The 12,223-nt window shown below is 61.4% G+C and carries 12 protein-coding genes; 4 read left to right on the plus strand and 8 right to left on the minus strand.

Annotation, left to right across the window (positions count from 1 at the left end; all coding sequences use genetic code 11):
• The first annotated feature begins 135 nt into the window (after window positions 1–135).
• Complete coding sequence (locus HU731_RS23090; protein ID WP_186605741.1) at window positions 136–588, plus strand: DUF3757 domain-containing protein; 453 nt, start codon at window positions 136–138, stop codon at window positions 586–588.
• Here the strand turns inward: HU731_RS23090 and dspII are convergent.
• Window positions 574–1,686 carry an enoyl-CoA hydratase/isomerase DspII gene (gene dspII, locus HU731_RS23095; protein WP_186605743.1) on the minus strand — a complete coding sequence of 371 codons (1,113 nt, stop codon included), beginning with the start codon at window positions 1,684–1,686 and terminating at the stop codon, window positions 574–576. The two genes, HU731_RS23090 and dspII, sit on opposite strands and share 15 nt — an antisense overlap.
• Before the next feature lie 136 nt (window positions 1,687–1,822).
• On the opposite strand from dspII, the gene ung reads away from it, so the two are divergent.
• On the plus strand, window positions 1,823–2,515 hold the full coding sequence (gene ung, locus HU731_RS23100) for a uracil-DNA glycosylase (RefSeq protein ID WP_032903198.1): 693 nt from the start codon (window positions 1,823–1,825) through the stop codon (window positions 2,513–2,515).
• Window positions 2,516–2,544: 29 nt separating this feature from the next.
• Here ung and HU731_RS23105 read toward each other — a convergent pair whose 3' ends face one another.
• The 5 genes from HU731_RS23105 to HU731_RS23125 form a co-directional block, all read right to left on the minus strand.
• Entirely contained in the window at window positions 2,545–3,582 is a 1,038-nt protein-coding gene (locus tag HU731_RS23105; RefSeq protein ID WP_186605745.1) for an AbrB family protein, read from the minus strand.
• The gene (locus HU731_RS23110) at window positions 3,575–5,089 is read right to left on the minus strand and encodes a tripartite tricarboxylate transporter permease (protein ID WP_186605747.1); all 1,515 of its coding nucleotides are present in this window, start codon (window positions 5,087–5,089) and stop codon (window positions 3,575–3,577) included. Before HU731_RS23110 ends, HU731_RS23105 begins: the two co-directional genes overlap by 8 nt.
• 1 nt (window position 5,090) lies before the next feature.
• A complete protein-coding gene (locus HU731_RS23115; protein ID WP_044272791.1) occupies window positions 5,091–5,549 on the minus strand; it encodes a tripartite tricarboxylate transporter TctB family protein in 459 nt (152 codons plus the stop codon).
• A 147-nt stretch (window positions 5,550–5,696) separates the two neighbouring features.
• Window positions 5,697–6,686: a Bug family tripartite tricarboxylate transporter substrate binding protein gene (locus HU731_RS23120; protein WP_169918518.1), complete on the minus strand. Its 990-nt coding sequence runs from the start codon at window positions 6,684–6,686 to the stop codon at window positions 5,697–5,699.
• Between the two features lie 27 nt (window positions 6,687–6,713).
• Window positions 6,714–8,006, minus strand: a complete 1,293-nt coding sequence (locus HU731_RS23125; protein ID WP_186605749.1) for an OprD family porin — start codon at window positions 8,004–8,006, stop codon at window positions 6,714–6,716.
• A gap of 235 nt (window positions 8,007–8,241) precedes the next feature.
• Between HU731_RS23125 and HU731_RS23130 the strand changes: the two genes are divergently transcribed.
• Window positions 8,242–8,913 (plus strand): two-component system response regulator TctD, encoded by a 672-nt coding sequence (locus tag HU731_RS23130; RefSeq protein WP_014717358.1) that lies wholly within the window; start codon window positions 8,242–8,244, stop codon window positions 8,911–8,913.
• Window positions 8,906–10,291 carry a two-component system sensor histidine kinase TctE gene (locus tag HU731_RS23135; RefSeq protein ID WP_186605758.1) on the plus strand — a complete coding sequence of 462 codons (1,386 nt, stop codon included), beginning with the start codon at window positions 8,906–8,908 and terminating at the stop codon, window positions 10,289–10,291. The genes HU731_RS23130 and HU731_RS23135 overlap by 8 nt, the downstream gene beginning before the upstream one ends.
• On the opposite strand, the gene HU731_RS23140 is transcribed toward HU731_RS23135, so the two are convergent.
• Window positions 10,292–11,113, minus strand: a complete 822-nt coding sequence (locus tag HU731_RS23140) for an HDOD domain-containing protein (protein ID WP_186605759.1) — start codon at window positions 11,111–11,113, stop codon at window positions 10,292–10,294.
• Window positions 11,114–11,149: 36 nt separating this feature from the next.
• Window positions 11,150–12,091, minus strand: coding sequence for a CAF17-like 4Fe-4S cluster assembly/insertion protein YgfZ (gene ygfZ, locus HU731_RS23145; protein ID WP_186605761.1), 942 nt, complete (start codon window positions 12,089–12,091; stop codon window positions 11,150–11,152).
• Between the last annotated feature and the right edge of the window lie 132 nt (window positions 12,092–12,223).

Raw genomic sequence — 12,223 nt, forward strand, 5'->3', positions numbered from 1 at the left:
ATCATGCGCCGTTTTTTATGGGTACCGTACGTCCGTACTGTCAGATTTAACAGCTATCTTTGAGGTGCTAGCTGTACTTCACTAGCGCAAGGCCCCGTGCTTTTGCGTGGTGAGACTGAGCAGATGGAAACCCCTATGTTCAAACAATCAATAGGCCTGCTTCTGCTGATGAGCGGCTTCATTGCATCGGCAAGAGCGGAGCAAGGCTGTCCTTATCCGTCGCAGATCGCGTATTCCGACGGCCATTATCGCGCCCAGGACAATGGCCTTCGCTGGCAAAGCCCGAAGGTTGCGTCTCGTGGCGTTATCGACGGTTTCATTGGCGCGGTTTTTATGCCCGGCGAGGGCGAGGAGAGAGGAAACGGCTACATGGACAAGTGCATCTACCGCACCAGTTGGAACGGGGTGGTAGCGTTGAGGCCAAGCAGGGGCAATGAGGTTATCAACATGTCGTTGACCAGCACCTTGTATTGGAAGCTGCAGCCCGATGCGTTCGAGTTGCCGGTGTACACCTGCGTGGACAGCCAGCCGGACAATTGCGCTTTCAAGGTCAACGACAAGCATACAGACCTGTCAGTAGTCAGATAAATCCGCCAGAGGATTCCTACCTTCCCAGGCCTTGTCAAAGTGCGCCTGTACCACAGCTTCCGGAAGTGTATTGATATCCGGCCAATGCCAATGAGGCGTCTGGTCTTTGTCGATCAGGCGCGCCCGAACGCCTTCGGCGAACTCCGGATGGCGGCAGCAGTTAAGGCTCAGGGTGTATTCCATCTCGAACACCTGGGCCAGGGATAGATGGCGCGCGCGCTGGAGCTGTTCCCACACCAAGTGCGCCGTCAGTGGGCAGCCCTCACTGAGGGTTTTGCCGGCGCGGTTCAATAACGGGTCGCTGTGGTCGCGCAGCAGGCTCAAGGCACGCCAGGCACACCGTACATCCCCGACATCCAGCCATTCGTCGATTTGTGCGCGGCGCGGTAGCCATTGCGCTTCGGGTTGATCGCTGACCGCCTCCTGGCCCAGGGCCTTGAGCAGGCTGTTGAGTTGCATCGCGCTCTGTTCCTGCCAGTTCAGTTGCAACAGGCCATCGAGCAATTCGTCTTGCTGGTCATCGTGCAGGAAGCGATCGGCCAGGCCCAGGTCCAGCGCGTCACGACCGTTGATATGGGCGCCGGTGAGGCCCAGGAACAGGCCGAGTTTGCCTGGCAGGCGGGACAGGAACCAACTGGCCCCCACATCCGGGTACAAGCCAATGCTGATCTCGGGCATAGCCAAACGACTGCTCGGTGTAACGATACGCACGGCGGCGCTTTGCAACAGGCCCATGCCACCGCCCAATACATAACCGTGGCCCCAGCAGATCAACGGTTTGGGGTAGGTGTGCAGGCGGTAGTCAAGACGATATTCAGCGGCAAAAAACTGCGCGGCCAGAGCCGGAACTTCGCCGGGCTGTTCACGGCATGCCTGGGCCAGGCTGCGCACTTCGCCACCGGCGCAAAAGGCTTTGGGGCCGTTGCCGCGCAGCAGCACGCAGACGATCTGCGGGTCTTTGGCCCAAGCCTCCATGCGCTCATCCAAAGCCAGGATCATCGGCAGGGAAAGGGCATTGAGGGATTTTGGCGCGTCCAGGCTGGCGATGCCGATGCGGGCGCCGCCACTGCCGGTCAGTTCTTCGAAATGCAGGTTCATCGTGACCTCAATCGAGAAGGTGAAGGATGAGTATGATCCCTTCGTGGGAAAGTGCCGGTGCTGTGTCAGATCAATTGACAAGCGGGGTCGGCTTTCCTAGGGTTCGCCTCATTCTTTTTTACAAGACAATTGAACTATGACCGATGGCGACCGTATCAAACTCGAACCCAGCTGGAAACACGCCCTGCGCGATGAGTTCGAGAAGCCCTACATGGCGCAATTGCGCGAGTTTCTGCGCCAGGAACATGCCGCTGGCAAAGAGATCTACCCGCCCGGCCCACTGATTTTCAATGCCCTCAATTCGACGCCGCTGGACAAGGTCAAGGTGGTGATCCTCGGCCAAGACCCGTACCACGGCCCTGGCCAGGCCCATGGCCTGTGCTTCTCGGTACAACCGGGCGTGCCGGCGCCGCCGTCGCTGGTCAATATCTATAAAGAACTCAAGCGCGACCTGAACATCGACATCCCCAACCACGGCTACCTGCAAAGCTGGGCCGACCAGGGCGTACTGATGCTCAACACCACCATGACCGTGGAGCGCGCCAACGCCAACGCCCATGCGGGTAAAGGCTGGCAGTTCTTCACCGATAGGATTATCGAAGTGGTCAGCGAGCATCAGCCGCACCTGGTGTTCCTGCTATGGGGCGCTCATGCTCAAAGCAAGCAGAAGCTCATCGACGCCACCAAGCATCTGGTGCTGACGTCGGTGCATCCCTCGCCGTTGTCGGCGTATCGCGGGTTTCTGGGCTGCGGGCATTTCAGCCGGGCCAACAAGTTTCTTGAGCAGAATGGCGAGGCCCCCATCGAGTGGCGTTTGCCACCGGTCTGAGGCCTGGCACATTCACCGTGTGGGAGGGATTAGAGCGGTTCTGGCTGACGGTTCCAGTGCCGAAACAAAGGCTCGGCCAAAAACAGCACGAACAATAAACGCATCACCTGCATCGCCGTCACCAAAGGTACCGACAGTTGCAGGGTTTCAGCTGTCAGGCTCATCTCAGCGATACCGCCTGGCATCATGCCCAGGGTCAGTGATCGCAGGTCGAGGTGAGTGAGGGCGCTCAAGCCCACCGCCGCCAATGTCGCCAGCAGCATGGTCAATGCCGTGCCAATCAAGGTGCGGCCCATAAACGACGGTGCACGACGAAAGAACTGCCGATTGAAGTGGCAACCCAAACCGCTGCCGATCAGCCACTGGCCAATCTGGCTGCCGCCATCGGGCAAGCCGATGTGCAAATCCCAGGTCACGCTGGCCACCGCACTCACCAGCAATGGCCCGAACAGCCAAGGGTTGGGTTGGCGCAAGCGTTGCCAGCCCCAGGCAACCAGCGCCCCCACCGGAAACAGCAGGGCCAGCCACGCCCAGTTTACGGGCGCGGGGTGAAACTGCGGCGCGCCGCCCCCGAGCAAATACTTGAAGATCGCCGGCACACACAACACCACCACCAGCACCCGCAGGCTTTGCCCGGCCGCCACCCGGCTGAGCACCGCGCCATTGCGCGCGCCGAGGTTGACCATCTCGCCGGAGCCGCCCGGCATGCTGGAGAAAAACGCTGTGGCACGGTCTTCACCGCTGCGGCGCATCAACCACACGCCCACCACGCTCGACAAACTGGTGACCAGTGCACCGAAGAAGATCAAGCCGAAGTGGCTCATCACCTGCTCGATCACCACCGGGGTGAAATGCAGGCCGATGCCGATGCCCACCACCCATTGGCCGCATTTGCGCCCGCCGGGAATCTCTGCCAATTGCCAGGGCGTGAGGCAACGCACCAGGATGATCGCCAGCAACGAGCCGACCATGTACGGCAACGGCCAGCCCACCAGGCTGGCCAGGTAACCGCCGGCCAGGCCGACCAGCGGTGTTCCCCACCAATGTTTAAAGGTGACCTCAGACATCGGCCAGGGCACGACGCTGTTGCACGCGTTTACGCCAGATACGCAGCAGCGGTACAAACAGCATGATTGCGGTGAGTACCCAGACGCCAAAGGTGATCGGGCTCGACCACAGGATTTCCAGCGCGCCGTTGGAGATCGACAACGCACGGCGCAGGTTCTGCTCCATCAGGCCACCGAGGATAAAGCCCAGCAGCAGCGGCGACAGCGGGAAGTCCAGCTTGCGCAGGATGTAACCGAAGATGCCGATGGCGATCATCAGGAACAGATCGAAGGTGGTGGCATGCACCGCGTACACGCCAATCGCGGTGATGATGGCGATCACCGGCACCAGCGCCCAGTTCGGCACGGCGAGGATACGGGTGAAGATGCGGATCATCGGGATGTTGAGCACCACCAGCATGATGTTGGCAATGAACAACGACGCGATCAGGCCCCAGACAATGTCCGGTTGCTGTTGGAACAGCAGCGGGCCAGGGGTGATGTTGTACAGCGACAGGGCGCCGATCATCACCGCCGTGGTGCCCGAGCCAGGAACGCCGAGGGTCAGCATCGGTACCATGGCGCCGCAGACCGATGCGCCAATCGCGGTTTCAGGGGCGGCCAGGCCGCGCATGTCGCCTTGGCCGAATTTGCCGCTGGCACCTGCGATGCGTTTCTCGGTCATGTAGGCAACGGCCGAGGCCATGGTCGCACCGGCACCCGGCAACACGCCGATGATAAAGCCCGACACGCCGCAACGCAGGTTCACGGTGAGTACCGACAAGGCTTCCTTGGCGTTGAACATCATGCGCCCGGTGGCTTTCACCGCTTCCTGGCCACGGTGGGTTTTTTCCAGCAGCAGCAGAATCTCGCTGATGGAGAACAGCCCGAGTACCAGGACCACGAACTGGATGCCGTCGGTCAGGTGAATATTGTCGCCGGTAAAGCGGTACACACCGCTGTTGGCGTCGATGCCCACGCAAGAGAGGAATAAGCCGATCAGCGCCGCAACAAAAGTCTTCAGCGGTTTGTCACCGGCCATACCGCCCAGGCAGACAATCGCAAACACCATCAATACGAAATATTCCGCCGGGCCGAACGCAATCGCCCACTTGGCCAGCAGCGGGGCGAACAGCACCATGCCGCAAGTGGCGATAAACGCGCCGATGAACGAACTCCAGGCCGACAACGACAGTGCCACGCCAGCCAGGCCTTTGCGGGCCATCGGGTAGCCGTCGAGGGTGGTCATCACGGTGGACGCTTCGCCCGGGATGTTCAGCAAAATCGAACTGATGCGGCCACCGTATTCGCAGCCCAGGTACACGGCTGCCAGCAGGATCAGCGCCGACTCTGGCGGCAAGCCCAGGGCAAAGGCGATGGGGATCAACAGTGCCACGCCGTTGATCGGGCCCAGGCCCGGCAGCAGGCCGACCACGGTGCCGATCAGGGTGCCGCACAGTGCGGTCACCAGGTTATAGGGGCTCAGCGCAATGCCGAAACCCTGGCCCAAATAGCCAAAAGTATCCATATCAGTTCTCCAGAACGTCGAGCAGGCCGAGGGGCAACGGTACGTCCATGGTTTTATCGAACAGCAGATAAAGACCGACGCTCATCAAGGTGATGATCACCACACTGGGCCACCAGCGGCCGCCATACAGCCGTGCCATCGGAATACCGATCAGCATGCTGCTGAGAATGAAACCCAAGGATTCGAACGTGCCGGCAAACACCAGCAGCAGGGCCACACAGATGCCGATCTTGATCAGCGTGGGTCGATCCAGCGCCGGTTCGTCGTCGGTATGCTTGGTCGCCTGCGGGCGAATCATCATGTAGACAAGCGCCAGGCCCATCAGCCCGAGCAGCAGCAGGGGGAAGGCTCTTGGACCTACAGGTTCGTAGGAAAAGGCCGCCTGATACGGCCAGGCCATCAGTGCCAGGCCGATACAGGCCAGTAACAGCACCGCGGCAAAAATGCGTTGTAAGAGCATAGAAAACTCCAAGGCCCCTCGTGTAGGAGCGAGCTTGCTCGCGAAAAACGTCAACGATGACGCCGGCCATCCTGGATGCACACGGTGTACTTGCGTTCTTCGCGAGCTAGCTCGCTCCTACAGGGGCATTACACAAAAGAGGGGCGATTACTGGATCAGGCCGAACTCTTTGGCCAGCACTTTGTAGTCAGCTACCTGCTTCTTCACGTAGGTGTCCAGCTCCTGGCCGGTCATGGCGAACGGGAACAGCTCGCGCTGGTCACGCAGCTTGGCGAACTCCTCGGAGGCCAGCAGTTTGTCGAAGGCGTCTTTCCACCAGGCGTAGTCGGCATCGCTGACCTTTGGCCCCAGGTAGAAGCCACGCACCACCGGCCAGACGATGTCGTAGCCTTGCTCTTTGGCGGTCGGAATGTCCTTCATCTCTGGCTCATCCAGGCGCTTCTCGGAGAACACTGCCAGCAGGCGCATGTCGCCGCTCTGGATATGCGGCATGGAGTCGGAGATGTCGGTACTGCCCACTTGGATGTGACCACCCAGCAAGGCCGTAGCGATTTCACCGCCACCCTCAAGGGCGACGTAACGCAGCTCGCGCGGGTTGATCCCGGCGGCCTTGGCGATCAGCGCGGTTTGCATCCAGTCCTGGCTGCCGACGGTGCCGCCCGAGCCGATCACTACGCTGCCTGGGTCTTTCTTCAAGGCTTTGACCAAGTCATCGAGGGTCTTGTAGGGCGAGTCGCTTTTCACCGCGATGGCGCCATAGCTGGTGCCCACTGCCGCCAACCAGCGCACGGCGCTTTCGTCAAAACGGCCGAACTTGCCCTGGGCCAGGTTCAACAGCGAACCGCTCGACCAGGCAACCAGGGTGCCGGCGTCCGCAGGGCGCTGGGCGACGACTGCGTTGTAGGCCACCGCGCCCACGCCGCCTGGCATGTAGGTCACGCGCATCGGTTTGGTCAGCAGCTTTTGGTTCACCAGCGCGCTTTGCGCCAGTTTGCAGGTCAGGTCAAAACCGCCGCCAGGGGAGGCCGGGGCGATGCATTCCGGACGCTTGGGTTCGTCGGCGGCCAGCAGTTGGCCGGCGAACAGCATGCAGCCGGCGGCAAGGGCAAATTTACGCAGTGAAAGGGTCATGGTGATCTCCATCGTTTTTGTTATGAGGGGGTACTACCAAAGTGCGACGCTGTAGCTGACCAGCAAGCGCATTTCATCTGCGTCACGGGCCGAATAGTTGGAACGATAGGTGGCGTTACGCAGGCGCACGGCTACATCTTTGAACGTGCCGCTTTGCACCACGTACTTGATCTCGCTGTTGCGTTCCCACTCCTTGCCGGTCTCGCCGTTCTTGAGCTTGATGTTGTCACCCGAGAGGTAACGGCTCATGAAACTCAGGCCAGGAATGCCCAGCTTGGCGAAGTCGTAGTCGTAACGTGCTTGCCAGGAGCGTTCTTCGGCGCCGGCAAAATCGTTGATCTGCACGAAGTTGACCAGGTACGGGTCACTGCCATCCACATACGGGAAGGCGCTGTCGCCGGACATGTGCTGGTAGCCGGCGCTGAGCTTATGACCATTGAGAGCGTAGCTGAACAGGCCGTTGAGGGACGTGTTGTCGATGTTGCCGCCGCGGGCCGAGCCGGTGTCATCACTGATCGCCAGGCGCAGGTCGGCGGCGAAGGTGCCAGGGCCCATCGGGCGGGATGCGACCATGCCGAGGAAGTGCTGGCGGTAGACGTCGTCGAGTTGGGCGAAGTGGTAGCTGCCGGTGATCTTGTCGGCAAACTTGTAGTCGACGCCACCGAAGTTGAAGTGCTTGCCAGTGGCACCGCTGAGGAAGCGGCTGTTCTTGTTATTGAGCGCAATGTCTTCGTAGTTGGTGTCGTCGCGGTCCTTGGCTTTGTCCAGGCGGCCACCGGTGAACACCAGATTCTTGAACTCCTTGGAGGTGATCAAGCCACCGTTGAAGGTCTGCGGCAGGATGCGTCCGTCGTTGGGCTTGAGGATCGGCAGTTCGGGGATCAGCGAGCCGATCTTAAGCTCAGTGGCGGAGATTTTCACTTTGCCGGTCAGGCCCAGCTTGGCGTACTCGTTGGCGGCGCGGCCGTCATCGTGGGTCGGCAGCAGGCCGGTGCCGGTGCGGTCGGGGCTGGAGTCGAGCTTGACCCCCAGCATGCCCAGCGCATCCACGCCAAAGCCGACGGTGCCGTCGGTGTAGCCCGATTGCACATTGAGCATGAAGCCTTGTGCCCATTCGTCGCGCTTGGATTGCTGCGCACTGGTACCGTCGCGAAAGTCGCGGTTGAAGTACATGTTGCGGGTTTCCAGGGTCGCGCTACTGTCTTCGAAGAAGGCAGCCTGGCTGAGCGGCGCAAAGCCGGCAAGGGCAGCGGCACTGGCGAGGGCGGTGTGGGTCAGGCGGGAAGAACGAACAGGCAGGCAAGCCTGTGGCTGGGTCGACAGCATCGTGGTGTACTCCGTTATTGTTCTTATTTTGGCGAAAACGCTTCGAGGCGTTTTTCGGGCGCTACGGGTCAGGCAGCTCGGCGGACATAGACCACCGTGGTTAGATCCTAAAGGGCGAAGCTTTCACTAACCTTTCAATCGCCTTTCAATGTTTTCGGGCTTCACAGGCCAGGTTGCGGCTGTAAACTGCCGGGCAAAGCGTGGCGCCGACCACCCCTGAATGAGGTAGAAATCCATGCGTGTCCTCCTGGTTGAAGACCATCTGCAGCTCGCCGAAAGTGTCGCCCAAGCGCTCAAGAGCATGGGTTTGACCGTTGATGTGTTGCATGACGGCGTAGCGGCGGACCTGGCCTTGAGCAGCGAGGAATACGCCGCGGTGATCCTGGACGTAGGGTTGCCGCGCCTGGATGGCTTCGAGGTGCTCGCGCGTTTGCGGGCACGTGGAAAGAACCTGCCGGTGCTGATGCTGACCGCTCGCAGTGATGTAAAAGACCGCGTGCACGGCCTGAACCTGGGGGCCGATGACTACCTGGCCAAGCCGTTTGAACTCACAGAGCTTGAAGCACGGGTCAAGGCACTGTTGCGGCGCAGCGTGCTGGGCGGCGAGCGCCAGCAGACCTGCGGCGTGCTGGTGTACGACCTCGACACCCGGCGCTTCACGGTCGCAGGCGAACTGATGACCTTGACCTCCCGAGAGCAAGCGGTACTCGAAGCCTTGATTGCCCGGCCGGGGCGCGTGATGAGCAAGGAGCAATTGGCTTCCCAAGTATTTGGCCTGGACGAGGAGGCCAGCCCCGACGCCATCGAGATCTACGTGCATCGCCTGCGCAAGAAGCTCGATGGCCAGCCCATCGCCATCGTCACCTTCCGCGGCCTTGGCTATTTGCTGGAAGCACGTGATGCATAAGCCCAGCAGCCTGCGCTGGCGCTTGCTGTGCAACCTGGCGCTGTTGCTGGTGCTGTTGATGCTCGCCAGCGGCATGAGCGCTTATTGGAACGGCCGCGAAGCCGCCGACACCGCCTATGACCGCACGCTGCTGGCCTCGGCGCGCACCATTGCCGCAGGCTTGACCCAGGTGGACGGCACCCTCAGCGCCAATGTGCCTTATGTAGCCCTGGACACCTTTGCCTACGACAGTGCCGGGCGTATTTATTACCAGGTCAATGACATTGACCAGAAACTGATTTCCGGTTACGAAAACCTGCCCGGCCCGCCGCCCGGCACGCCCCGCACTGACGATTACCCAGCCTTGGCGCGGTTCTACAACGCCATGTACCTGGGCCAGCATGTACGCGTGGTGAGCCTGCTCAAGGCCGTCTCGGAACCGAACATGAATGGCATGGCCGAAATTCGTGTGGCGGAGACCGACGAGGCGCGGGTGGCCATGGCCCGCAGCCTGATGGCCGACACCCTGCTGCGCCTGGGCATGCTTGCCATCGGCGCATTGTTGCTGGTGTGGTTCGCGGTGAGCGCCGCACTGCGCCCGTTGGAACGGCTGCGTACGGCGGTGGAAGAGCGCCAGCCTGATGACCTGCGGCCCCTGCCATTGGTGGAAGTTCAGGATGAGTTCGGCCCCTTGGTGCGCTCGCTCAACCATTTCACCGAACGTCTGCGCGGGCAGTTCGAGCGCCAGGCGCAGTTTATTGCCGACGCTGCCCACGAACTGCGCACACCCCTGGCGGCGCTCAAGGCCAGGCTGGAACTGGGCCTGCGTGCCGAAGAGCCGACCACCTGGCGCAGCACCCTGGAAACGGCTGCCCAGGGCACCGACCGCCTGACGCACCTGGCCAATCAGTTGTTGTCCCTGGCTCGTATCGAAAACGGTGCCCGCGCCATTGCCGAAGGCGGTGCGCAGTTGCTCGATTTAAGCCAGTTGGCCCGTGAGCTCGGTATGGCCATGGCGCCGCTGGCCCATGCGCGGGGCGTGGCCCTGGCGTTGGAGGCCGACGAGCCGGTATGGCTACGCGGCGAGCCGACGCTGTTAAATGAGCTGCTGAGCAACCTGGTGGATAACGCCTTGGCCCATACCCCGCCCGGCGGCAATGTGATTCTGCGGGTGACGGCCCCGGCGGTGCTGGAAGTCGAGGATGACGGCCCTGGCATCCCACTGGATGAGCGGGACCGTGTGTTCGAGCGCTTTTATCGACGCAGCCAGCAGGGCATGGGGTCGGGCTTGGGGCTGGCGATTGTCGGGGAGATTTGCCGTGCGCACCTGGCGCAGATCAGCCTGCATGATGGCGAGCTGGCGGGGCTTAAGGTACGCGTGAGTTTTATCGCGGGTTGATCAGTAAAACATCGAGCGCGCTTCGTCCAGTTCGCTGCGCAGGGCGTCGCTGTGCAGGTCTATGCGTAACTTGATGAGGGCCGGCAATGTGGCAATCGGCGCGGTCCCCAGGGGATGGTCGGTGCCGCGGTGGCAGTACAGCGCGGCGACTTGCACCAGGTCGACGTAGTCCAGGCTGGCAGAGTCGCGTGTCAGGTCCAGGTATTGGCCCGGCACGTTCACCAGCATCTCGGGAAAGTCCCACACCCGTAGCAGCTTGTCCCCCAGCACCGGGTGGATGCTGTCGATGACGTGGTTGAGGCTGACGGGGTCGGACAGCAGCTCATAGTGGTCCTCGGCATACGTCAGGATCGGCAGCACGCCGATCTGATGCACCAGGCCGCCCAGCGCCGCCTGGTCTGGCTTGAGCTGGCTGTGGCGACGGCACAAGGCGTAGCTCACACCCGCCACTTCCAGGCTGCGGCGCCACACGTCGCGCATTTTCTGTTCGACCACCTCGGAGCGGGCGTGAAAGATCTGCTCCATCACCAGGCCGATAGCCAGGTTGCTGCTGTAGTTGGTGCCAAGCCGGGTGATGGCGGTGTGCAGGTCGGTGACTTCCTGGCTGGCCCGCAGCAACGGGCTGTTGACCACTTTGATCAGGCGCGCCGACAGGGCCGTGTCACGACTGATCACCTTGCTCAGGTGGCTGATGCTGATCTCCGGGTCTTCGGCGGCCTGGCGAATTTTCAGGGCCACCTCCGGCAATGTCGGCAGAACCAGGTCATCGTTATCGATGGCCGTTACCAACGCTTGTTGGACTTTTTCCGCCAGCTTGTTCATTCATGCTCTCTAGGGTGCTGCAAAAAAGTACGGCGATTAACGCTGGATCTCGCGATCTCGGTCCAGTGAGTAGGGCAGGTCAAGCAAGTGCAAGCCTGGGCCTTCCAGGGTGCCCAAGCGCACGTCGCCACTGTCGGCAGCTTCGGCTTGCAGCACAGCGAGAAGTTCAATCGACGGGTCAGCTTTTGCGGCGATGACCACTTCGCCGATTGCGCTGTTATGGCTGGGGGAAAACAGTGGAGTGCCTGGCTCGGGGAGTTCGGCGGCCTCCAGGCTCAGGCGATACAGGCGCCGCTTGAGTTTGCCCAGGTACTGCATGCGAGCGACGATTTCCTGGCCGGTGTAGCAGCCTTTCTTGAAGCTGACGCCGCCCACGGCTTGCAGGTTGAGCATCTGCGGAATGAACAGCTCGCGCGTCTGGGGCATCACCTGGCCGATACCCGCACGGATCTGGCCAAGCAGCCACGCATTCAAGTCAGCCTGCTGCAACTGTGCGGCCAATTGGCTGCGCACGGCGTCGGCGTGTTCGGCGGGCACCCAGAGTTCGGCACGGCCCGGGGAAACGCGGACGGCGATCAATGCCTCGTTGCGTGCCACGCTGTCGGTCTCGACCGGCAGCGCGAGGCCCAGTGCGTTCAGGGCTGCGTCTGCGTTCGCCAGGCCAAAACGCGCCCAGGCAGCGCTTTCGTCGGTGAGCTTGGATTTGGAGAACACCGCGTACTTCTTCAAATCCGCCAACTGCGGTTCTAGCAACTCGGTGGCCATGGCCAAGAGTACGCCATCACCCTGTAGCAGGATGCGGAAGCTCGACTGCATCCGGCCTTTTTGCGTGCAGCGCGCGCCCAGGCTGGCCTGGGTATCACTCAGGTAATTGAGGTTGCAGGTCAGTTGGCCCTGCAGGAACTTGGCAGCATCAGAGCCGCGGACGGCGAGAACGCCTTCGTGGGACAGGGAGCAGAAAAAAGCGGAGTCAGCCATGGGTCATCGCAGGTCAAAAAGTCATGGGTGCATCATAGAGGGGCGTCCGGCAAATGCATAGTTTCGTCGCGGTCGACCAAAGCCGACTGTTCCGGTGTCGCCTGGGCTGTATACTTGCGCTCTATTTTAGGA

Source organism: Pseudomonas salmasensis (assembly GCF_014268375.2).
GTDB lineage: Bacteria > Pseudomonadota > Gammaproteobacteria > Pseudomonadales > Pseudomonadaceae > Aquipseudomonas > Aquipseudomonas salmasensis.